Origin of the sequence: Thalassotalea sediminis, assembly GCF_030295915.1 — a bacterium.
GTDB classification, from domain to species: domain Bacteria; phylum Pseudomonadota; class Gammaproteobacteria; order Enterobacterales; family Alteromonadaceae; genus Thalassotalea_C; species Thalassotalea_C sediminis.
Genome location: NZ_AP027361.1, coordinates 832,029 through 853,863, shown reverse-complemented (window position 1 = coordinate 853,863; position 21,835 = coordinate 832,029). Strand labels below are relative to the sequence as shown.

Genomic DNA, 21,835 nt, shown 5'->3' with positions numbered 1-21,835 from the left:
CCCCTTAAGCCGCATTACGATGAGCGTGTAATGTCGAGAAGTAGACATCTTCTAAGTTTGCTGGTGCTGCTTCAAAACCTTCTGGTGCTTGTTCAGCCATAACATGAATAATCGTTTTACCCGCAAATAATCGTTTTGAAATAACAGGCATATTTTGTTCTATTTCTTCAGCTTCTTGTTGCGTTACTGTTTTACGCCAAATTTGGCCGCCCAGTTTATCCGTCAGTAATATAGGATTACCTTCAAGTAATATTTGACCAGAAGCTAACACTGCCATATTCGGACAAAGCTCAGAGACATCTTCAACGATGTGCGTAGATAAAATAATGACTTTTTCTTCCCCTAAGCTAACCAGTAGATTGTGAAATCGATTACGTTCTTCTGGATCAAGACCCGCTGTCGGTTCATCAACAACTAATAAATCAGGATCGCCTAATAATGCTTGCGCAATACCAAATCGCTGACGCATACCACCAGAGAAACCACTCACAGCTTTTTTTCGATGTTGAAATAAATTTGTTTGCGCTAGTAAGCCTTCTACCGCTTCTTTACGCTCACCCTTTTGGCTAATACCTTTTAAGATTGCCATGTGATCTAATAAGTCGTAAGCACTGATCCTAGGATATACACCAAAGTCTTGTGGTAAATACCCTAACCGTTGTCGTAATTGTTGAGGATCGGCAAACACGTCAATACCATCAAAGGTGATCGAGCCTTCATCAGCTTCCTGTAACGTTGATATTGTGCGCATCAATGAAGATTTTCCTGCGCCATTTGGCCCAAGTAAACCAAACATTCCTTTTGGAATTGATAGGTTTACATTGTTCAGTGCATGTACACCATTATCATATGTTTTTGACAAACCTTTGATTTCTAGCATATTTTCTCATCCTATGTGATTTATTTTTATTCGCTGTTATGCAGGTACACATGTTTAGTCTAATCATTAACAATTTTATTACAATCAAAGTAACAAAATATAAATTCCTAAATTTATTATTAAGTTAGCAATTCTATAGCACCTCAACGCACTTTAATTCTCGCCTATTTCGTAAAATCACGAAATAACGACTTAAAAGGAGATAATATGTCTGATGCATTTCAAGCGTTATCGAGTCCCGTCAGGCGAAAAATACTCGCACTGCTCAAAGAAAAAAACCTTACTGCAGGTGAAATTTCAAATGAGATAAATGTCGCAAAATCGACACTATCAGGACATTTTAATGTATTGAAAGCTGCAGATTTAGTAACAACCGTGCGGCAAGGGACAACGATTTATTATTCGTTGAATACTAGCGTTGTTGAAGATTTAATGGCCGGATTGCTTTCTCTATTTGGCAAAGACCAACAAGAAAATGATACAGCTAAAGTAAAGGAGAAATAACAATGAACATGTTTAAACTAACAATGGTCATCGCAATAACTATCCTGTTGGCCGCTCTAATCATGATCTCACAAGTACCTGCAGATTTGCAGTTGCCGATTCATTGGAATAGTGCCGGCGTCGTTGACAAATATGCTAATGCGCACACTGCATTGTTATTTCCGCCGGCAGTGACAATCGCGTTAATTGCAGTTATTTTTCTGTTGCGATTTTTTGAACCAAGAAAAGAAAATTTAAGCCAATCAAAAAAAGCTGTTTATTCGATAACCTTCGCCATCTCACTTTTGTTAGGCACATTGGAGTTAGGATATATCGCAATAATTTGTGGTGCAGAAATAAACATGCAATTACTTGTCGTCTTTATGGTTGGCATTAGCTTAATGATAATAGGTAACTTTTTAAGCAAAACGAAAAGTAACTATTTTATTGGTATCCGGACTCCTTGGGCACTGCAAAATGATGAGAATTGGCGTAAAACCCATAGATTATCAGGAAGATTATTTATGATTACAGGTTTTATTGTGGGCACTGCATGCTGGATAATCCGTACTGAACACTTAACGTTTTTAATTGTGGGGTTAGTTTTACCTTCAGCGATTGCTCCTAGCATATACTCTTGGTGGCTATGGAAAAAAAACGAAAGTAACGTAAGTGAAGAGTAAACAAATGAATTTTCTTCATTCATCATGATAATTTATTTCAATTGTCATCAGATATTCATCTCGCTATGCTGCAATTGCTTTTGAAATCTCCCCAGATTTCTTGCATTTGACGCTTTATGTTTAATGTCCTAGCGCTGTTTCTACAGCGCTTTTTTTTTATCTAGTTCGCACCAAAACAGTGCGCCTCATGTTACAACAATAGGCAATATTTTTTAAAACCCAAAAAATGTCTTTAATAAACAAGGCTGTATATGTTGGTTTAACACTTGCTAACACTTCACTTGGATTAATAAGAATAAGGTATTTATGGCAATTCAAACCCCAATTCGCGGTTTAAGATCTTTTTGTATAGCAGCTAAATGTTTGAGCTTTAAACATGCGGCTTCTCAGCTATTTTTGACGCCCTCAGCCGTGAGTCATCAAATTAAACAACTTGAAGAACAGTTAGGTTTTGAGTTGTTTCAACGTCAAACACGCGCAATTGCTTTAACCAGTGCAGGTAAGCAGTTTTACAATGCTGTTCAACCTTTAGTGTCAGAATTAGAGTCAACAATAGCGAACTTTACCCATAACCAACAAAACCAAACTATTACTATTTCAATGCCTGAGTTTTTTGCCAGTGAGCTCTTTGTACCAAAACTCAGTGATTGGACGGAAAAATACCCAAATATCGACTTACAACTAGAAACAGTAAAAGCGAATTCTCCATCAAGTATCAACGCTGATTTATCAATTGTACTCGCTAATGGCATACCCAATGCCAGTATTGTTCATGAACTATTTCCTATTCGATACGCCCCTGCATGTAACAAAAAGTTATATAAACAATGGGTAAATAAAGGACTCGATGCACTCAAACATGTGCCACTAATTTTACACCAGTCTCGCCCTTGGTCTTGGCATCAGTGGGCCGATAAAATGAACATAACTGACTTTGATCCTAAGCAAATTATTCAGTTTGACAGTATGTTTGGTGTTGCTCGGGCGGCTCAACAAGGCATGGGTATCGCATTAGTACCATTGCCTATGAGTAGAACATGGTTTAGTGAAAAGCTGCTGATAAAGCTTTTTGAACAAGAGTTAGTTACAAAAGATAAGTATTACCTAATTCAGCACGAAAATATCGAAAAAGGAAGCGCAATGGATACATTTGCCAAGTGGGTAGAGCGCAACTTTGTTGCCGACGCCTGAGTAAAGATTCGAGCTTAACCGCGTACAAGTGAATTTAATTCAGCTAATGACTGCATTTTTATCGTTTGTCAGTTAAGGAGTGGTCTCTTATTGTTTAATTGTGAACGGCATTCAATTGTCGTTTAACACTAATTATTAAACAACCTAGAGGATTAACCATGAAATCAACGCCACCCAAATTAGTGTCTTTAGTACTGGCAAGCATGTTATCTACGGTAACGCTTGCCGACGAACCTTTAAGCAAGTTCAAAGTTGCGGTAATAAAAAATACCGCAGGTTCAAGTGAACTTGTTAATGGCAACTACACATCAGGGCTTAATAAACTTAAACATGCTCAAAAGTCATCTCATCACTTTGAAATTGATATGGGGTTATGTGCAGCGAATTTAAAACGATATAAGTTCGATCAGGCGGAAGAAGCTTGCTCAAAGGCTATTAATAACATTGATACTCATGCAGCAAGAAGTCGTGAAGGTAAGTTCATCAAAGCATTAGCATTAAGTAACCGCGGTATTGTTCGTTACTTACAAAACAATAACTTTGGCGCATTAGATGACTTTACCAGTGCCTTACTGCTTTCAGACAGCCGAGTAATTAAAGACAACTTAGCCTATTTTAAATCAACCATGCACGCCAGAACATTAGGTAGTGAAACTTTAGAAGTAACAGAATAAGGAGTAAGTAAACATGAAAAATGTAATCTCTGAATATCTATTAAAACACACTTTGCTGTTTCATCAGTTGAAACATTTAAACCTCGCGCAATGGGATATCAACGTATTAAGACAACAAGATATGATTAATCGACGACAGCAACAGTAGTTAAATTATGCCAAAAATGACCTAATTCGGCGAGAATAATGATTAAATTCTCGTCATCTTTTATTTCCTCACTCATCACTGTATATTTATTTACCACCAACATCCTCTACCTACTAGAAAGCATGGGCATAGCTTGCTAGAATCTACGCATTTTATGACTTGATGAGATCGATTAAAGATGGGTAGAGCGTTTCAAAACCGTAAAGAGTCTATGGCGAAAACAGCCGGACAAAAAACCAAAGTTTATTCTAAATATGGTAAAGCAATTTACGCTACTGCAAAAAGCGGTGGAGCTGACCCTGATGGCAATTTAGCACTTCGTAGTCTAATTGAAAAAGCCAAAAAAGACCAAGTTCCTACACATGTTATTGAAAAGGCAATCGATAAAGCTAATGGTGCAGGCGGAGAAGACTACTCTGAAGCACGTTACGAAGGCTTTGGCCCTGGAAATTGCATGGTGATTATCGATTGTCTAACCGACAATGGTAACCGTACAATAAAAGATGTACGCCAATGTTTTACAAAAACAAACGCAAAAATCGGTTCAACGGGTACAGTTTCTCACATGTTTGACCATCAAGCTGTATTTGCTTTCAAGGGCGATGATGATGAAGTTGTATTAGAAAACTTAATGATGGCTGATATTGACGTTACCGATGTTGAGCTAGAAGACGGAGTAATAACTGTTTACGCACCTCATACGGAATTCTATAAAATTAAAACCGCATTTGCAGATTCAATGCCGGAATATAATTTAGAGGTTGAAGAGATTTCTTGGGTTCCACAAACATATGTTGATATAACCGAAGAAGACGACATTGCTAATTTTAAAAAGTTTATGGCAATGTTAGAAGACTGTGACGACGTACAACAAGTATATCACAATGCAGATTTGCCATCGGAAGCATAAGTTCCGACAGGTAAAAAATAAAGCGCTTATACGGCGCTTTATTTTTGTCTGGTTAATCGCTAATCAATGTATTCTTATAGAACATAATAATCTTTTAAACTTTACTAACCTTATGCAAAATCGCCTGACATTGAGCCTCGCTCATCATTTTCGGAACCGGATATTCACAATAGGCCTCTTTTATTGCTCTTGTCGCTATATTAGGAATATCTCGCGGCTGAAGTTGTTCAAAATATTGTGGAATATTTATCTGTTCAAGTAAGGTTTTGACACGCCCCAAGAATGCTTGTGCTTGTACTGGTTGGCTTTCCTCTTTATCAATAAACCCTAATAAAACAGCAAGCTCAGCATATTTATCAATGACCTTGTTTTTAGAGAACTCGAGAATATGTGGCAATAATACAGCATTCGCTCTACCATGCGGAATGTGATAAATCGCGCCAAGTTGATGTGCCATAGCGTGTACATAACCGATTGATGCTCTGGTAAACGCGGCACCCGCATAATAGCTGGCAAGTAACATTTCATTGCGTGCAGCTACATTACTGCCGTCGTCATAAGCACTTGGCAAAGCAGAAAAAATCCTCTGCATTGCATTTAAACCATATTGCCGTGTCAGCGTTGTTGCGTGTTTACTAATATAAGATTCTATCGCATGAGTTAGTGCATCAATGCCTGTTTCTGCCGTTATTTGACGCGGTAATCCAATTGTTAACGCAGGATCAAGTAACGCGACGGCAGGAACTAAACAAGGATCAATAACCGTAAATTTTTGTTGCTGTTGACTATTCGTAACCACTGCGACAAGTGTTGTTTCTGACCCCGTACCTGCCGTTGTTGGAATAGCGATAAAATACGGTAACCTTTTTCGCACACGAAACAGTCCCGCAAGAGAGGCAATTGACTTGTTTTTAGTCACGCTAGCTGCAACCCCTTTGGCACAATCAATAACTGAACCACCACCGAGTGCGACGATGGCATCACATTGGTTTTCAGTAAAGTAACAACGCCCCTGCTCAATAACCTCTATCGTTGGATCGGGTGTAATACCATCAAAGACGTAGAATTTGATCCCTTTCTCTTCAAGTAAATGCAGTAACGGCTTAATCAACCCTAATTGCATTAACCCTTTGTCTGTGGCAATAAAAACGCATGACTTGCCGTGCCTTTGCAATAATTCAGGCACGTCTTCAAGATGATTTGATCCTGTTACTAACGCAGGCAATGGGATATGTATCAGTTTATTAACATATTTTCGTACATAAATGACTAGATGGTGTAACCAAGAAATCATGATTTTTTCGCCAACTTATCGATTAATGCCTTAACCGCATCGATATGTTCTGGATTATTATGGCAAATACCTTGAAAAGTCGCGCAAACATCAAGAAAGTCATTTAATTCTGTTCTCTGTGCCATTTGCATTAATCGTTTACTCATGCGTAACGCATGTGTCGGTTTGGCAGCCATTTCTGTTGCTAGTTTTAATGCCTCACGCTGTAATTCATCATTAGGTACTACAGATAATACAATCCCCAATTCTTTTGCTTTGTAAGCATCAATGACTTCACCAGTAAAAGTTAAGTGTGCGGCTTGCTGATAACCAATTAATCGTTGCATAAACCACGCGCCACCGTCTCCAGGAATAATACCCAAATTAATAAATGTTTCCCCAAACTTTGCTTTATCACTCGCTATACGAATATCACACATATTAGCAATATCAAAACCAGCACCAATTGCAGGTCCATTTACCGCGGCAATAACAGGTACCTCACAACGATAGAGTACTTTAGGAATACGTTGAATACCTTGACGATAACGCTGCTCCAATGTTTCAACATCACCAGCAAAGTCACCATGTTTGTCTAACATATCCTTAATGTTACCACCTGCCGAAAATGCGGACCCCTCTCCTGTGATAATTAATACCGCTACATCAGCGTCTTGATTAACCCACTCGACAACGGCAACAATGTCATCGGCAATTGCCGTACCCGTTAAGGCGTTGCGTACGTCGTGGCGGTCAAACGTTAATATCGCAACGCCACCTTTGCATGTTAATGAACAATCGGTAAGAGTTGGCTTTTGCATGGTCCTTCCTTATTTAATGGTTTTTTCTTGCTTTTTTGCCTGCTGCCAGTAGTGTTCTAGTTCAAGTAAGTCATGTTCAGTAAAAGGTTTATTGGAATGATTAACTTGCTGTTCCACAGATTGAAAACGGCGAGTAAACTTTCGATTTGCCTGTCGTAATAAGTCTTCAGGATCTTGTTTAGCATGGCGACAAAGGTTAACCACAGCAAACATTAAATCACCTAACTCTTCTGCGAGGCCGTCACCAGACCCTTGCAGTTCATCTTTGACTTCTTGAATTTCTTCTTCTACTTTATCCATTACTTGGTTGATATTAGGCCAATCAAACCCCACGTGCGAACAGCGTTTTTGAATTTTTGCCGCTTGTGACAAAGCAGGTAATGCGTTTGGAATATCAGCGAGTATGCTTAAATTGTCTGCATTATTTTTTTCAGCACGTTCTTTAGCTTTCTCTTGTTCCCAGTTCCTTTTAATCTCTTCATCCGTTACCAAGGCCGCATTATCAAACACATGGGGATGCCTGCGGATCAGTTTTTCACATATCGCAGCAAGCACTGTGTCAAAATCAAATCGTCTTTCTTCTTCACCAAGTTGCGCGTAAAAGATAACTTGGAAAAGTAAATCGCCTAGTTCTTTTTCTAGCTCTTGGTAATCCTGCTGAGCAATTGCATCTGCCACTTCATATGCCTCTTCAATGGTATGAGGTACGATTGATGCGTATGTTTGTTTTATATCCCACGGGCAACCCGTTTCAGGGTTTCGTAACTGCGCCATAATCCAACGCAGCTTTTCGATGGAGGGTTTATCATTTATCATGTTATTTTCTCTTTACTTCAATAACGTCATCCAACTGAGAAAACTTACTGATCAATTTTTGCAGCCTCTCTTGATGTGATATTTCTAATTGAATCGTCATTGTCGTTGTATGAGCATTACGATCTGAATTCGATTCAATACCTACAATTAAGATCCTTTCATTCGATATAATGGTAGATACATCTCGAAGCAAACCTTGTCTATCATATGCAGTAACTAGCAAAGATACTTGGTAAGAATTTGAATCTTTTTCTCCCCACTGCACTTCAACTTCTCTTTCTGGTTGCAGTGTTAGCAGATGGTTGAGTTGTTCACAATCATGGCGATGTACCGATATCCCGCGTCCCTGTGTAATAAAACCAGCAATTTCATCACCAGGCACAGGCTGACAACATTTTGCCATATGTGTTAATAAATTTCCGACACCAGAAACAGTAACACCACTACTATCTGACTTTTGTTGATGCTGCGCTGTTCCCTGTTTTACCAACGATTGTGGATCTATCTCAGTTACAGGCTTTGTTTTTTCTTCTTGCGCTAGTAAAAAATTAACAACTTGTTGTAATTTCGCGTTACCCGAGCCAATCGCGGCATAAAGATCATCAGCATTGTTAACATTATATCGCTGACATACAGCAGATAAATCTACTTTTTCAAACGAATATTTAGCCAACTCAGCCTCTAGCTGTTCTTTTCCAAGACTAATATGCTTATCACGATCTTGTAACTTAAAAAAGTGTTGTACCTTGGCGCGTGCCCGTGGTGTATGTATGTAGTTCAATGTTGGGTTTAACCAGTCGCGACTTGGATTAGGCGTTTTACTGGTTAAAATTTCCACTTGGTCACCCGTGTGTAATTGATGAGTAAATGGCACAATACGGCCAAATACTTTTGCACCGATACAACAATGGCCTACATTTGAGTGAATATAATAGGCAAAATCTAATGGCGTCGCACCTGTTGGTAAGTCGATCACATCACCATTAGGCGTAAATACGTAAATTCTATCTTCAAAGACTTGGCTACGCAGCTCATCTATAAGTTCACCACTTTCAGTAACATCTTCTTGCCACTGCAAAATTTTACGTAACCAACTGACCTTTTCGTCAAAACCACTGGCTTTACCTGACGCCGTGCCTTCCTTATAGCGCCAATGCGCAGCAACACCTAATTCAGCATCATCGTGCATTTGCTTAGTTCTGATCTGAATTTCAACAGTTTTCCCTTCAGGACCATAAACAACGGTATGTATAGATTGATAACCGTTAGCTTTCGGGGTTGCAACATAGTCATCGAATTCATTTGGTAAATGCTTCCAACTTGTATGCACAATACCTAATGCACCGTAGCAGTCTTGCAGTTTTTCAACGATAATTCTAACCGCTCTAACATCAAAAAGTTGATCAAAGTCTAACGACTTTTTCTGCATTTTTTTCCAAATGCTATAAATGTGCTTTGGCCTGCCATAAACTTCGCCATTAATACCAGCATTACAAATTTTTGTAGACAATCCATCAACAAAATCAGCCATGTATTGCTCACGATCTAAACGCTTTTCGTCAAGTAACTTTGCTATTTTCATGTAAGTATTTGGGTGTAAATACCTAAACGATATATCCTCTAATTCCCACTTTAATTGCCCGATACCCAGACGGTTTGCCAATGGCGCATAAATATTTTCTGTTTCTTTCGCCGCTAACACTCTCGTTTCTTCATCTGCATTTTTAACAAGTCTTAAAAAAACTAATCGCTCTGCAAGTTTAATCACAACCGCTCGAACATCTTCGACCATCGCTAATAACATACGACGAATATTATCTACTTGATTAACAGATACTTTATTCGATTGAGTTTGCTGTAATGTTTTAATAGCATCCATTTGTGCGACACCTTTACACAACAAATAAATACTTTGACTAAACTTCTCTTGCACATCAGACAAAGGCAACAAGTTATACTCAATTAAAGGAATAATAATCGCTGCACATAATGAATCTTTATCTAAATTGAGGCTGGCAAGGATCTCAACCATTTCTAGTGCTTTAGTTTCACATTCTTGATGATCAGCAAATAATGTCGAAAATTGCTGCCATAATGCGACAAGCTCATCCTTTTTATCTTGACTAAGCTCTAATGTATCTAGCCATTGTGTAAAGCTAGTTTGTGTCATTTGATGTGATTTGCGAACCGAAACCATGTTACTTCCATACTTTTAGGCGTTTAAACTTACAATTTCGCATCAGCGCTGTTTATTTAGCTGATGAAATTGTTTGTTGACTATGCCATGATACAAAAAATTGCACAGAATGTGTGAAAGAATACAGACAAATTATTACCTTACGTAATCGGTTTAACAGTTAATAACTTATGCAAAAATTGAGTCTTAAAGACTGGGTTATCCTACTCACTATCGTACCAACCACCTTAATTGGGTTGTTTATTGCAAGTTATTTTTCCTATTCAAGTTATACAAACTTAAATGATTACCTTGAAAATCGTGCACGTAGCATAATTGAACCAATTGCTATTTCAGCAACCAGAAGCTTACAAGAAAAAGAGCGAGATAGTTTACGAGAGCTTATTAATTTTGCCCATCGTAGCCAATCAGAACTGGTCAAAAGTATCACCATATTTACCAAAGATAACCAAGTTTTTGTAACGAGTGCTTATCATGGAGATACTGAATTAATGCGGATTTCAGCCGGTGAACAAATTCCATTAACTACGCAATTTATTCATCAAAATGATCATTTAATTCTACGCACTCCAGTAATAGACGAGAAAAGTAGTACGCAGATTATTGCTAACAACAACCTTCAGCAAGTAACCGTTGGCTATGTTGCAGTACAGATTGACAAAAACAGTATTCAATTAGCTCAACAAAATCAATTTATCATTGCCTTCTCTATCGCACTTGTTGGCGCATTTATAAGTGGTTTGTTGTCATTAAGGCTAATTAAAAACGTCACTCGACCAATTACATCTATGGTACAAGCTGTTGATCGTATTAGAGAGGGTAAACTTGAAAGTCGTGTTACAGGACAACTTATAGGGGAGTTAAACTTTCTTAAAAATGGTGTCAACGCCATGGCGCAATCATTAGGTGATTATCAAGAAGAAATGCAGCGTAGTATAGATCAAGCAACATTAGATTTACGTGAAAGCCTAGAGCAATTCGAAATTCAAAATGTTGAGTTAGATATAGCCAAACGCAAAGCTCAAGACGCTAATAAAGTAAAATCTGAGTTTTTAGCAAACATGAGTCATGAGCTCAGAACACCATTAAATGGTGTTATTGGTTTTACACGTCAAGTATTGAAAACGCCGTTATCCGACACGCAGCGAGATTATTTACAAACCATAGAACGCTCTGCTGCCAACCTTCTCGCAATTATTAATGACATACTCGACTTTTCTAAGCTTGATGCGGGTAAAATGGTTATCGAAAAAATTCCATTTTCAATGCGCGAAACGGTTGAAGAGACCATCGTTTTATTAGCGCCAAGTGCTCACAGCAAAAACATTGAATTATCTTTACGTGTTGTACCTAACTTACCAGATTCACTGATTGGTGATGCAATGCGTATTAAGCAAATACTGATCAACCTTGCAAATAATGCAATTAAGTTCACAGATAAAGGATCGGTTAATATTGATATTGATTGCGAACATAAAGATGACAGTATTGCGATCTTAAAAATCACCGTTAATGATACTGGTATTGGCATAAACGCAGAGCAACAGGCGTCAATATTTGAAGCATTTGGCCAAGCAGATCAAAGTGTGACTCGCTTATATGGTGGCACGGGGCTTGGTCTCGTCATATCGCAACGCCTAGTCAAAGAGATGAAAGGCGACATAGGCTTTATTAGTAACGAACAAAACGGCTCAACCTTTTGGTTTACCTTTCAATGCGAAATTAATCCAATTCCCGATGATGCATTACTCAACCCTCCCGCATTAAAAAATAAACGTATACTTTACTTAGAGCCTCATACTCATAGCCGAATTGCAAACAGTGAAATCCTTGAAAGCTGGCATATGCATGTGACCCCTGTAGAAAGCTTACAACAAATTACAGCGGCTCTCGCACGTAAAGAAACGTTCGACTTTGCTTTGATTGGTCATGATGTAACGCCTACTGCGATTAATGAATTAAAACAGCTTATTGTTTCCCTTAAAGCACATATTCCTTCGATTCACCTTGCAATCAATAGTAACTCGCCAAATTTACAAGAGGCGTTGATTGTACTTGGCGCAAAAAGTTGTTTGAGTAAGCCATTAACACCTGAAAAGTTATGTAAATCGCTAATACCGCAACACTTTGACTTTGCTAATTCTTTAACAGAGGTACTTGAAAACAAGGTTCCCATAAAGGTACTCGCTGTTGACGATAACGATGCTAATCTTAAATTAATCAATGCACTATTATTAGAGCAGGTCAGTGAAGTGATTACCGCGGTCAACGGGCAAGAAGCTGTAGATATTTGTAAGAATGAAAAATTTGCACTTATTTTTATGGATATACAGATGCCAGTAATGGATGGAATTAGTGCCTTAAAACACATCAAGAGTAATACCTTTAATGATCAAACACCTATCATCGCGGTAACAGCGCATGCATTAAGCGATGAAAAAGATAAGCTACTCAAAGAAGGCTTTAACTCTTATATGACTAAGCCAATTGACGAAACCATGCTACGTCATACTATCTATGAATATTGCGATCTAGATTTATTAGGTGCTCAAGCATCGCGGGTAAAATTATTAAACGCTGAACTACCGCAGGAAAAGTCAGGCGATGTGGCGAACGTTGTTTCATCTTCCCCCTCTAAGGAGTCAGCCGAACCTGAAATTACCACTTCTACCGTTATTAATTGGCCATTGGCATTAAAACGTGCAGGTAGAAAACGTAAACTCGCTAAAGACATGCTCACCGGCTTAGTAGAAAGCTTGCCGGAGGTAAAACTTAATGTCACAGAAGCGATAACGTCACAAGATCTCGAACATTTAAAAATACTGATTCATAAATTGAATGGTGCGTGTTGTTATTCAGGTGTACCAGATCTCGGTAAAATGGTACATCAAATTGAGACTGAGCTAAAAAAAGGTGCTGGTATTGATGAGCTGGAACCTGAGTTTTTTGAGTTTTTTGAACATCTCGATCGTATCTTAAGCTTTGCTGATAAAGCTTTCAATGAAATAGAAATGATGTCAAACACAGAGAAAGATTAAACAACAGGTTTAATCTCGCAATTGAATATCAGGCGATGTATTAATGTCGCCCTCCTCGTTTACGACGGCCAAGCCACCATTACAAGTTAATACCGCTAAGCTATGACCATTTTCGTTTCGAACAAACGCAAGCTCATAACCAAACTTACCTAAGCTACTTGCCGAAAACTTTTGTGCTAGTGAGAGTTTCGTCCACCAGACAGATTGCTCGGGAGGCTCCCGACGCCTGTCGACTATTGGCTGTTTAAGTGACTGCATAACACACCTACTGAACAAATTTTAAACACAATTTATACCAGTATAGACGATAAACAAACTGTTTGACCAGTTTATACGTTAAATAAATTAGGTATTGCGTTTAACAACGCAGGTATTTAACGCGATAATACAACAAAAGCAGTGGCGTATCTGGCTTCGTCGGCAAGTGATATATGCCACGTTTTTGCCCCCAAAGCCTGTGCTTTTAATAAAGCAACATTAGATAGCTCTAATGCAGGTTGGCCTGTTTGGAGCGATACAATATCAAAATGCTGAAAAGAGACACCATCAGCAATACCAGTACCAATGGCTTTAGCAGCAGCCTCTTTCCCAGCCCAACGTTTCGCCAAAAACGGTAATGGAAATTTCAACGAGAGATAATGTTGGTATTCTCTGGGTGTTAACACTCTTAACGCCAGCTTTTCGAGCATGTTGGCTGACATGTTTGTTAACCGATCAACTTCAACAATGTCAGTACCAACCCCAACCACAGACATTATCTAAGCTCTCGCTTCTAACATAAGCCGTTTCATGTCACGTACCGCTTTTTCTAATCCGTCAATCGCTGCTCGCGCAATAATTGCATGACCAATATTTAACTCAATTATTTCAGGGATCGCTGCAATAGGTTTGACATTGAAATAGGTTAACCCATGACCTGCGTTGACCTTTAAGCCCTGTTGATGGGCATATTGAATACCTTCGATTAATCGTGCAAGTTCTTTTTCTTGATCAGCTTCTGAAGTGGCTTCGGCATACTGACCAGTATGGATTTCAATATATGGCGCTTTAGTTGCTACTGCTGCGTCTATCTGTGCTTTATCTGCATCAATAAATAAGCTCGTTTGAGTGCCTTGAGCTGACATTCGTGAAACCGCATTAGTAATACTAGCGATTTGTCCTGCAACATCTAGCCCCCCCTCGGTTGTTAGCTCTTCACGTTTCTCTGGAACTAAACATACGAAGGCTGGTTTTACCTCACAGGCGATAGCAAGCATTTCATCAGTTACCGCCATTTCTAAATTCATACGTGTTTGTAACGTTTGTTTCATTAAATAGACATCACGATCAACAATATGTCGGCGATCTTCACGGAGATGAATGGTAATACCATCAGCTCCAGCATGTTCAGCTACAGCGGCTGCATGAACAGGATCAGGGTAGTTTGTACCACGCGCTTGTCTTAACGTAGCAATATGATCAACATTAACGCCAAGTAATATATCTTTCATTTTTAATCTCTTTTTATAAATAACTTTCTGCTGTTCAATGTTTTGCCATCAAGTAAATGGTGGAACACCTCTCGCATCAACACCTTATAGGTTTGCATAACATCCGCTTCAACCGTTTGATTTTGCGCAATACTAATTAAATGTTCAACATTATATCGCTTTGCATGCCAACCTTGTTGTTCTGCGACAAATCCTTGGTCAGGTAGATAATGACAATAAGGTGTATTGCATTCAAACAATGGTTCAAAGTCAAACCCATAACCAAGTTCATCCAATAAGTGTCGTTCAAATTTACGTAATATTGGTTCAATCGATTGCTGATTCGCTAATTCTTCTATCGCGACACTGTATTGTTTAAAAATAGTGGGTATTGGCAGTAATTCGTCTAGCAATTTACTTTGTAGTTCATTTAAATAAAAACCACTATATAAATAATTTCCCGATAAACGCCAAGACTTTCCAGCAGCCTCCAACAAAGAAATCGCTTTTAAATTTGCTTTACCTTTGAAAGACACTATCAATGGACTAAAAGGCTGTAATAATGCTTTTTTATTTGACTTAGTGGACTGTCCTGAATAAGTGATTGCTGACACTTTTCCTTGTTGTTCAGTAATAAATTCAGCAATAATTTGATGTTCTTTGTAGGGCCTAGCATGCAATAAAAAAGCGCGTTGCTCAATTTCTTGCATATTTCACCACCTTATCAAAACCTAACCTGAATAATCATCACCGTAGCCTAAGCTACGTAATGCTCGCTCATCGTCAGCCCAACCTGATTTCACTTTAACCCAGGTTTCTAAAAACACTTGTCGACCAAACAACGTTTCCATATCTAAGCGTGCTTCCTTACCTATGGTTTTTAAACGCTCACCTTTATTACCAATGACCATTCGTTTTTGACTATTACGTTCAACAAGCACTAAAGCATTTATGTGTAAAATACCTTTATCATCCATTTTAAACTGTTCAATTTCGACGGTAGTAGCGTAAGGTAATTCGTCGCCGGTAAAGCGCATAAGCTTTTCACGAATAATTTCTGACGCCATAAATCGACTAGAACGGTCTGTAATATAATCTTCAGGAAACCAAAACTCACCTTCCGGTAAAGCTGAAAAACAAAATTGTTTAATTTTATCTAAATTATCGCCTTTGGTTGCCGAGATAGGAATAATATCTTGGAAACTATGCTTTTCCCCTAACATTTGTAGGTGCGGTAGGAGATGCTCTTTGTCTTGCACATTATCTACTTTGTTAATAACCAGTATACAAGGAACATTGGCATGCTTAACTTTGTTAAGCACTAATTCGTCATCTGGCGTCCAGTGTGTTCCTTCAACGAGAAATAACACAAGCTCTACTTCAGCAATAGAGCTACTGGCAGCACGGTTCATAAAGCGGTTGATCGCACGTTTTTCTTCTGCATGCAAACCTGGTGTATCGACAAGAATCGCTTGATTATCATCTTCGGTAAGTATACCGAGTATCCTATGCCTTGTTGTTTGTGGTTTACGCGAAGTAATACTGACTTTTTGCCCTAATAACGCGTTTAGTAATGTAGATTTACCAACATTAGGTCTACCAACAATGGCAACCAATCCACAATGTTGTGAACTCATATTATTTCTCCGCCTTCGGTTTGCCGTTATTTGATAAGATTAATGCCAGTACTTTTTCTGCTGCCGCTTGTTCTGCTTTACGTCGACTAGATCCTTTAGTGATCACTGGTTGAGAAATTTCAGCGGTTGTGCAACGAACAGTAAACTCCTGATTATGAGATTGACCCGATGTATTAATCACTTCATAAAGGGGTAAGGCAATTTTTCGCCCTTGTAAATACTCTTGTAAACGTGTTTTCGGATCTTTTTGAGCAAGCCCAGGTTTAATATCATTGAGCCGTTGTTCAAACCAAGACAATACAAGCTGTTTACAGGTATCAATATCAGCATCTAAAAACACCGCGCCAATAATCGCCTCTACCGCATCTTCTAATATTGATTCACGACGATGACCACCACTTTTTAACTCACCTGGCCCTAGAATCAAATGTTGTCCTAACTCGAAGTTTCTACCAATTTCAGCAAGTGTCACTCCTTTTACCAAGCTAGAACGCATGCGTGTTAAATCACCTTCATTTTCCTTGGGGAACTTTTCATATAAGGCTTGAGCAATAGTAAACCCCAAAATAGAGTCACCTAAAAACTCTAAACGCTCATTATGTTGCCCTTTCGCACTGCGATGAGTCAGTGCTCGTAACAGCAATTGAGGTTGCTTGAATTGATAACCTAAGCGTTTTTCAAGTTGAGCAATAGCTTGTGGCGTATTCTTTACCATTAATTAATGCTACCTATACGAGAAAAACGAATACCTGTTGGTATCCAGGTTGGTAAAACATCGTCTGGCGTTCGCTCAAAATCAAAACTCATCCAAATGAAAATAGCTTCACCAACAAGATTTTCTTCTGGCACAAAGCCCCAAAACCTTCCATCTAGACTGTTATCACGATTATCACCCATTACAAAGTAATGGCCTTTCGGCACGACAAATTCGTCGCGCTGGGTACCACTTTGCTTAAAGTAATGTGCCGTTCTAGGCGCAATGACATTATTCACTAAAATATCATGTGATTTATTCGGCATATCAGAGGTATATCGTGTAAGCTCAACATCACCATCATTATAGTCCCCATTGCTGACAAACGTATTAGGTACTTGCTTAAACTCTTTACAATCTTGATTACTATCGGTACATGGCGATTTAATATAAAGCGATTTATTGCGATAAATAATGCGATCACCAGGTAAACCTATAACGCGCTTTATATAGTCAATACGTGTATCAATGGGGTATTTAAACACAACCACGTCACCACGTTCAGGCTCGCCTATTTCTAGAAACTTTTGTCTGAATACCGGATCACGTAAGCCATAATTATGCTTATTAACAAGAATGAAATCACCATCAAGCAACGTTGGCATCATAGACCCTGAAGGGATCTGAAACGGCTCATATAAAAAAGAGCGTAAAATAAGTACAAAGGCAATAACCGGAAAAATTTGTACTGGTGTGTCGATAAAAAATGGCGCTTCTAATATTTTTGCCTCGATATCCGCATCTAATTCGCCGTCGCATTGCTCTTGTGCCGCCGTAAGTTTTAATCGGCGCTGAGGAGCCCAATAAAACTTGTCAGCCACCCAAACAATACCTGTGACCACAGTTAATATGACCAACAATATTGAAAAATAAACCGCCATAATTTTCCTTTAGTTTTCCAGTTTAAGGACTGCTAAAAACGCTTCTTGAGGCACTTCCACGTTACCTACTTGTTTCATGCGTTTTTTACCTTCTTTTTGCTTCTGTAGTAGTTTCTTCTTACGAGAAACATCACCACCATAACACTTCGCCGTTACATTTTTACGCAACTGTTTCACCGTAGTACGGGCGATAATGTTGTTACCAATAGCCGCTTGAATTGCAATATCAAACATTTGTCGATGTATAAGTTCACGTAATTTTTCCACCAACATTCTGCCGCGAGCAACTGAATTAGAGCGATGGGTAATCATCGCCAACGCATCCACTCTATCGCCATTAATCATCACATCTGCTCTCACCATATCTGAGGCTTCAAAACGAATAAAATGATAATCCAATGATGCGTAACCACGACTCGTAGATTTTAATTTATCAAAAAAGTCCATGACGACTTCTGCCATAGGTAATTCATAAGTAACGGCAACTTGTTTACCGTGATATATAATATCTTTTTGAACACCACGTTTTTCGATACACAACGTGATGACATTACCTAAATGCTCTTGAGGAACCAAAATATTAGCTTGTACAATTGGCTCTCTAATTTCCGCTATTTCATTAACTGCTGGTAAATCACTCGGATTATCTATAGAAAGTACTTCTCCTTTCGTCGTTTCTACTTCGTAGTTAACGGTCGGTGCAGTTGTGATCAAATCTAAATCATATTCACGTGCTAGGCGTTCTTGGATAATTTCCATGTGCAACATACCTAAAAAGCCAACACGGAAACCAAAGCCAAGTGCAGAAGAGTTTTCAGGTTCAAAAAACAAAGAGGCATCATTCAAACTTAATTTATTAAGTGCGTCTCGAAAACTTTCATAGTCATCTGAACTAATTGGGAAAATACCCGCATATACCTGAGGTTGTGCTTTCTTAAAACCAGCAAGAGGCTTGGCTGCTTCTTTTTTAGCGATAGTGATTGTATCGCCAACTGGTGCTCCATGAATTTCTTTAATACCCGCAATAATGAAACCAACTTCACCTGTTTTCAACACGCCTGTTTCAGTTTGCTTTGGTGTAAATATACCTACTTTATCGATAATATGTGTCTGTCCTGTCGACATTACCAACATTTTATCGCCTTTACGTACTTCACCGTTCATCACACGGACGAGAGAAACAACCCCTTGATAGTTATCAAACCAAGAATCAATAATTAACGCTTGAAGGTTGGCATCAGGATCACCTTCTGGTGCAGGGATATTTGCAACAATACACTCTAAAACATCTTCAATACCAATGCCGGTTTTAGCCGAGCATGCAACAGCGCCAGTTGCATCAATGCCGATGATATCTTCTATTTCTTCACAAACACGATCAGGATCTGCTTGTGGCAGATCGATTTTATTGAGGATTGGCAGCACCTCTAAATCCATTTCAATTGCTGTGTAACAGTTAGCTACTGTTTGTGCTTCAACTCCTTGTCCAGCATCAACAACTAACAATGCTCCTTCACAAGAAGCTAATGAACGAGAAACTTCATATGAAAAATCAACGTGTCCTGGCGTATCAATAAAGTTAAGTTGGTAGGTTTCACCATCTTTTGCTTTATAGTCTAGGGTTACACTTTGCGCTTTGATCGTAATGCCTCGCTCGCGCTCTAGATCCATTGAATCTAGCACTTGCGCTTCCATTTCACGAGAAGTAAGTCCTCCGCAATGTTGGATTAATCGATCAGATAACGTAGATTTACCATGGTCAATATGAGCAATGATAGAAAAATTTCGGATATGTTTCATAGAAGAAAATTAATAAACAGCTTTCACAATATAATAGTGGCGAGATTTTATCTAATTTAGCGCTCGGGGGCTATCTTTTGTTGGGAATAAGGCTAAAAAATCGTATTTTGATGTCGGTTAGCTCGCTGTCTGATTTAGCAAAACCTTGTTATTCTTGTTTCCAACTCGCAACAACTGTGCACGCCACCTTGCGTCATTGGCAACTTGTTTTTGTTTGTATTGTGCGCATTTATAACCTATGTAGCCACCAACTAAACCAAATAGTAATGAAAACAACTCATGGGTTACATCAAAGGCTGCCAATGTATATTGTCCAAAAACACTCGCAACAAATAGTCCGATCAATGGCCATAAATAGACTTGCCATGCTGCAGAAAGAAGCACGTGTTCAGATAAACCTATAAGTACTTCGTCTCCTACGTTTACGGGCAACGTCGGCAACGCCAACTGATAATTCACATGCTTTTGACCAAACGCTTTAGCGACTTGACCACTGCCACAAGAGTCCAACTGCTCACAACCACTGCACGTAGACTTTACCGTTGTTTGAACAACAATATTGTCATCATTCACGGCAATAACGCGAGCATACTCTTCTATCAAGGTGACACTCCTGACACCACACGCACAGAATCAGCAATGCGCTTAGCGGTTTGCGTTGGTATTTTGCCAACAACGCTTACTTCCAACCCTTTTACAACTTGACTCAAGGCGACTGTTGCACCATCCATAACGTAATCAGTAGGTCGTTGTTGCTCTTTACTCGGTGTTACATAAATAGAAACTTCAGCTAAACCATCGCTGTAGAGCTGAAATTCAACAGGTTCTTTAGTAGATAAAATACGATGCCTATTGGCATTGATTCGTTCAAAACCCTGTGGCAACCAATCTACCTGCCACGAAAGTTTTTGTTGTTGATATCCTTCTGGAATATCAACGACCTCCGGTAAATCTGTGTTTTCTAATTGCAGCAAACTTTCCGATGGGTATTCAGTTATATCTAAATGTGTAAACTGAACCTGTTCAAGCTGCTGCCCTTTGCGTGTAATAACGGCAAGCTTTAATAATAAGCTAGTATGTTGATCCAACCACAACCAATATGCATATTTATTATTATCTTTAGGCACAATACGGATCACTTGTGCACCACGCCCAAGTACCCGGCTTTTGCCCACTGACACAAAATTATAGTGTGCTTGAAGAGCAACAAGGTCTTCACTGAAAACATTAGGAATAGGGCCAGTAATTTGTTCCGTTTTTACTGAATAAGGTGGTAATTCAGGCTCAATATAACTAACAATATTGCCTTTTCGTAGCACATCCCTTCTCGGTCCATTAAGCAGCGATAGAATTTCTAATTCAGTTCCATGCTCTGTAACACCATGAAACCAATGGTATGGTTCTGCATGATTATTTTTTACAACGACAAAGGAAGTACCAAAATTTAATGTTTTTAAAGAATGAGATAATTGTTGAAGCCAAGATTCAGCGGTTGATGGTTCTTGCGTTTCTTGAGCTTTCACTGGCGTTATAATTAACGCCAGTGAAATAATGCAGCTAACTAATTTCATTTAACCGGTTTTTCAGCCTCTTGTTTTGATACGTTATCTTGAGGAGTAACAATAGCGGCACTAAATTTCATTTGTTGTTTATGATCTTGTAATAACGCTTGAAAACGACGTTGTTGTTCAACAATAGCCTGTTGTTTATCAACCCGCGTGTTTTGTTGAAAGTTTAAGCTAACAGGCTCTGCAACACCGCCTACAGCGTAACCTGTTTGAACAACTTGATAAGGTGTAACTGTGTCGTTATCAGCAACATTCGTTTGCACACCTAATACCATTAAGCCCGCTGCTGATGCAGCAATTGCAACTTGACCAAAAGGTTTCAATAATGTGACAACTTTCGCTTTAACAGTACGGGAAAGACTCGATTTGGTAGCAGGAGCTAATACGGTTGGTTCTTCAGCAATTGCGTTAGTTATCGCGTCAGAAAGATCGATATCAATGGATGTTGGTACATCATCACGCAGTACATCGCCGATTAAGTGATATCGCTGCCAAGTATCTGACATATCGTTATCTTTGAGCACATCGTCTAAAACTGCATCTTCATGATGAAAATTATCGACTAGTGAAGATACTGTTTCAAATTTGCTTTCACTCATAAAAAAAACCTTA

General features: G+C 38.8%; 23 protein-coding genes. 7 read left to right on the top strand and 16 right to left on the bottom strand.

Translation table 11 applies throughout. The features are described 5' to 3' along the window. Window positions 1-4: 4 nt before the first annotated feature. A complete protein-coding gene (locus tag QUE09_RS03880; RefSeq protein ID WP_286234897.1) occupies window positions 5-880 on the bottom strand; it encodes an ABC transporter ATP-binding protein in 876 nt (291 codons plus the stop codon). A gap of 207 nt (window positions 881-1,087) precedes the next feature. Between QUE09_RS03880 and QUE09_RS03875 the strand changes: the two genes are divergently transcribed. The 6 genes from QUE09_RS03875 to QUE09_RS03850 all read left to right on the top strand — a co-directional run bounded on the left by QUE09_RS03875 (window position 1,088) and on the right by QUE09_RS03850 (window position 4,969). Continuing rightward, window positions 1,088-1,384 carry an autorepressor SdpR family transcription factor gene (locus QUE09_RS03875; protein ID WP_286234896.1) on the top strand — a complete coding sequence of 99 codons (297 nt, stop codon included), beginning with the start codon at window positions 1,088-1,090 and terminating at the stop codon, window positions 1,382-1,384. Window positions 1,385-1,386: 2 nt separating this feature from the next. Next, window positions 1,387-2,046, top strand: coding sequence for an SdpI family protein (locus tag QUE09_RS03870; protein WP_286234895.1), 660 nt, complete (start codon window positions 1,387-1,389; stop codon window positions 2,044-2,046). A 312-nt stretch (window positions 2,047-2,358) separates the two neighbouring features. Then, window positions 2,359-3,237, top strand: a complete 879-nt coding sequence (locus QUE09_RS03865; RefSeq protein ID WP_286235877.1) for a LysR family transcriptional regulator — start codon at window positions 2,359-2,361, stop codon at window positions 3,235-3,237. Between the two features lie 158 nt (window positions 3,238-3,395). Then, a complete protein-coding gene (locus QUE09_RS03860; protein WP_286234894.1) occupies window positions 3,396-3,911 on the top strand; it encodes a hypothetical protein in 516 nt (171 codons plus the stop codon). A gap of 13 nt (window positions 3,912-3,924) precedes the next feature. After that, the gene (locus tag QUE09_RS03855) at window positions 3,925-4,059 is read left to right on the top strand and encodes a hypothetical protein (RefSeq protein WP_286234893.1); all 135 of its coding nucleotides are present in this window, start codon (window positions 3,925-3,927) and stop codon (window positions 4,057-4,059) included. A 178-nt stretch (window positions 4,060-4,237) separates the two neighbouring features. Beyond that, window positions 4,238-4,969, top strand: a complete 732-nt coding sequence (locus QUE09_RS03850) for a YebC/PmpR family DNA-binding transcriptional regulator (protein ID WP_286234892.1) — start codon at window positions 4,238-4,240, stop codon at window positions 4,967-4,969. A 94-nt stretch (window positions 4,970-5,063) separates the two neighbouring features. Here the strand turns inward: QUE09_RS03850 and QUE09_RS03845 are convergent, their stop codons facing one another. The 4 genes from QUE09_RS03845 to relA are packed head-to-tail and all read right to left on the bottom strand — an operon-like array spanning window position 5,064 to window position 10,076. After that, on the bottom strand, window positions 5,064-6,263 hold the full coding sequence (locus QUE09_RS03845) for an iron-containing alcohol dehydrogenase (protein WP_286234891.1): 1,200 nt from the start codon (window positions 6,261-6,263) through the stop codon (window positions 5,064-5,066). Next, a complete protein-coding gene (locus QUE09_RS03840; RefSeq protein ID WP_286234890.1) occupies window positions 6,260-7,063 on the bottom strand; it encodes an enoyl-CoA hydratase-related protein in 804 nt (267 codons plus the stop codon). Before QUE09_RS03840 ends, QUE09_RS03845 begins: the two co-directional genes overlap by 4 nt. A gap of 9 nt (window positions 7,064-7,072) precedes the next feature. Next, window positions 7,073-7,879 (bottom strand): nucleoside triphosphate pyrophosphohydrolase, encoded by an 807-nt coding sequence (gene mazG, locus QUE09_RS03835; RefSeq protein ID WP_286234889.1) that lies wholly within the window; start codon window positions 7,877-7,879, stop codon window positions 7,073-7,075. Between the two features lies 1 nt (window position 7,880). Continuing rightward, on the bottom strand, window positions 7,881-10,076 hold the full coding sequence (gene relA / locus QUE09_RS03830; protein ID WP_286234888.1) for a GTP diphosphokinase: 2,196 nt from the start codon (window positions 10,074-10,076) through the stop codon (window positions 7,881-7,883). A gap of 170 nt (window positions 10,077-10,246) precedes the next feature. Here relA and barA point away from each other — a divergent pair, with 170 nt between their 5' ends. Beyond that, window positions 10,247-13,114: a two-component sensor histidine kinase BarA gene (gene barA / locus QUE09_RS03825; protein ID WP_286234887.1), complete on the top strand. Its 2,868-nt coding sequence runs from the start codon at window positions 10,247-10,249 to the stop codon at window positions 13,112-13,114. A gap of 9 nt (window positions 13,115-13,123) precedes the next feature. On the opposite strand, the gene QUE09_RS03820 is transcribed toward barA, so the two are convergent. From QUE09_RS03820 to QUE09_RS03770, 11 genes are all read right to left on the bottom strand, one after another. Then, on the bottom strand, window positions 13,124-13,372 hold the full coding sequence (locus tag QUE09_RS03820) for a hypothetical protein (protein ID WP_286234886.1): 249 nt from the start codon (window positions 13,370-13,372) through the stop codon (window positions 13,124-13,126). 116 nt (window positions 13,373-13,488) lie between these two features. Continuing rightward, window positions 13,489-13,869 (bottom strand): holo-ACP synthase, encoded by a 381-nt coding sequence (gene acpS / locus QUE09_RS03815; protein ID WP_286234885.1) that lies wholly within the window; start codon window positions 13,867-13,869, stop codon window positions 13,489-13,491. A gap of 3 nt (window positions 13,870-13,872) precedes the next feature. After that, window positions 13,873-14,604 carry a pyridoxine 5'-phosphate synthase gene (gene pdxJ, locus QUE09_RS03810; RefSeq protein ID WP_286234884.1) on the bottom strand — a complete coding sequence of 244 codons (732 nt, stop codon included), beginning with the start codon at window positions 14,602-14,604 and terminating at the stop codon, window positions 13,873-13,875. A 2-nt stretch (window positions 14,605-14,606) separates the two neighbouring features. Then, window positions 14,607-15,293 (bottom strand): DNA repair protein RecO, encoded by a 687-nt coding sequence (gene recO, locus QUE09_RS03805; RefSeq protein ID WP_286234883.1) that lies wholly within the window; start codon window positions 15,291-15,293, stop codon window positions 14,607-14,609. A gap of 21 nt (window positions 15,294-15,314) precedes the next feature. Next, the gene (gene era, locus QUE09_RS03800) at window positions 15,315-16,220 is read right to left on the bottom strand and encodes a GTPase Era (protein ID WP_286234882.1); all 906 of its coding nucleotides are present in this window, start codon (window positions 16,218-16,220) and stop codon (window positions 15,315-15,317) included. Between the two features lies 1 nt (window position 16,221). Next, window positions 16,222-16,935, bottom strand: a complete 714-nt coding sequence (gene rnc / locus QUE09_RS03795; protein WP_286234881.1) for a ribonuclease III — start codon at window positions 16,933-16,935, stop codon at window positions 16,222-16,224. After that, window positions 16,935-17,855, bottom strand: coding sequence for a signal peptidase I (lepB, locus tag QUE09_RS03790; RefSeq protein WP_286234880.1), 921 nt, complete (start codon window positions 17,853-17,855; stop codon window positions 16,935-16,937). The genes rnc and lepB overlap by 1 nt, the downstream gene beginning before the upstream one ends. Before the next feature lie 9 nt (window positions 17,856-17,864). Beyond that, a complete protein-coding gene (gene lepA, locus QUE09_RS03785; RefSeq protein WP_286234879.1) occupies window positions 17,865-19,655 on the bottom strand; it encodes a translation elongation factor 4 in 1,791 nt (596 codons plus the stop codon). Between the two features lie 117 nt (window positions 19,656-19,772). Then, window positions 19,773-20,258, bottom strand: coding sequence for a SoxR reducing system RseC family protein (locus QUE09_RS03780; protein ID WP_286234878.1), 486 nt, complete (start codon window positions 20,256-20,258; stop codon window positions 19,773-19,775). Beyond that, window positions 20,255-21,226, bottom strand: a complete 972-nt coding sequence (locus tag QUE09_RS03775) for a MucB/RseB C-terminal domain-containing protein (RefSeq protein WP_286234877.1) — start codon at window positions 21,224-21,226, stop codon at window positions 20,255-20,257. The genes QUE09_RS03780 and QUE09_RS03775 overlap by 4 nt, the downstream gene beginning before the upstream one ends. Beyond that, window positions 21,223-21,822, bottom strand: a complete 600-nt coding sequence (locus QUE09_RS03770) for a sigma-E factor negative regulatory protein (protein ID WP_286234876.1) — start codon at window positions 21,820-21,822, stop codon at window positions 21,223-21,225. Before QUE09_RS03770 ends, QUE09_RS03775 begins: the two co-directional genes overlap by 4 nt. Window positions 21,823-21,835: the final 13 nt, after the last annotated feature.

Excerpts from the sequence above, each read along its gene's own strand:
- lepB (WP_286234880.1), bottom strand. The coding sequence starts at position 17,855 with ATGGCGGTTTATTTTTCAATATTGTTGGTCATATTAACTGTGGTCACA.
- relA (WP_286234888.1), bottom strand. The coding sequence starts at position 10,076 with ATGGTTTCGGTTCGCAAATCACATCAAATGACACAAACTAGCTTTACA.
- QUE09_RS03850 (WP_286234892.1), top strand. The coding sequence starts at position 4,238 with ATGGGTAGAGCGTTTCAAAACCGTAAAGAGTCTATGGCGAAAACAGCC.
- recO (WP_286234883.1), bottom strand. The coding sequence starts at position 15,293 with ATGCAAGAAATTGAGCAACGCGCTTTTTTATTGCATGCTAGGCCCTAC.
- QUE09_RS03855 (WP_286234893.1), top strand. The coding sequence starts at position 3,925 with ATGAAAAATGTAATCTCTGAATATCTATTAAAACACACTTTGCTGTTT.
- QUE09_RS03775 (WP_286234877.1), bottom strand. The coding sequence starts at position 21,226 with ATGAAATTAGTTAGCTGCATTATTTCACTGGCGTTAATTATAACGCCA.
- acpS (WP_286234885.1), bottom strand. The coding sequence starts at position 13,869 with ATGTCTGTGGTTGGGGTTGGTACTGACATTGTTGAAGTTGATCGGTTA.
- QUE09_RS03845 (WP_286234891.1), bottom strand. The coding sequence starts at position 6,263 with ATGATTTCTTGGTTACACCATCTAGTCATTTATGTACGAAAATATGTT.
- QUE09_RS03875 (WP_286234896.1), top strand. The coding sequence starts at position 1,088 with ATGTCTGATGCATTTCAAGCGTTATCGAGTCCCGTCAGGCGAAAAATA.
- era (WP_286234882.1), bottom strand. The coding sequence starts at position 16,220 with ATGAGTTCACAACATTGTGGATTGGTTGCCATTGTTGGTAGACCTAAT.
- barA (WP_286234887.1), top strand. The coding sequence starts at position 10,247 with ATGCAAAAATTGAGTCTTAAAGACTGGGTTATCCTACTCACTATCGTA.
- QUE09_RS03870 (WP_286234895.1), top strand. The coding sequence starts at position 1,387 with ATGAACATGTTTAAACTAACAATGGTCATCGCAATAACTATCCTGTTG.
- QUE09_RS03880 (WP_286234897.1), bottom strand. The coding sequence starts at position 880 with ATGCTAGAAATCAAAGGTTTGTCAAAAACATATGATAATGGTGTACAT.
- QUE09_RS03860 (WP_286234894.1), top strand. The coding sequence starts at position 3,396 with ATGAAATCAACGCCACCCAAATTAGTGTCTTTAGTACTGGCAAGCATG.
- rnc (WP_286234881.1), bottom strand. The coding sequence starts at position 16,935 with ATGGTAAAGAATACGCCACAAGCTATTGCTCAACTTGAAAAACGCTTA.
- QUE09_RS03820 (WP_286234886.1), bottom strand. The coding sequence starts at position 13,372 with ATGCAGTCACTTAAACAGCCAATAGTCGACAGGCGTCGGGAGCCTCCC.
- lepA (WP_286234879.1), bottom strand. The coding sequence starts at position 19,655 with ATGAAACATATCCGAAATTTTTCTATCATTGCTCATATTGACCATGGT.
- mazG (WP_286234889.1), bottom strand. The coding sequence starts at position 7,879 with ATGATAAATGATAAACCCTCCATCGAAAAGCTGCGTTGGATTATGGCG.
- QUE09_RS03840 (WP_286234890.1), bottom strand. The coding sequence starts at position 7,063 with ATGCAAAAGCCAACTCTTACCGATTGTTCATTAACATGCAAAGGTGGC.
- QUE09_RS03770 (WP_286234876.1), bottom strand. The coding sequence starts at position 21,822 with ATGAGTGAAAGCAAATTTGAAACAGTATCTTCACTAGTCGATAATTTT.
- pdxJ (WP_286234884.1), bottom strand. The coding sequence starts at position 14,604 with ATGAAAGATATATTACTTGGCGTTAATGTTGATCATATTGCTACGTTA.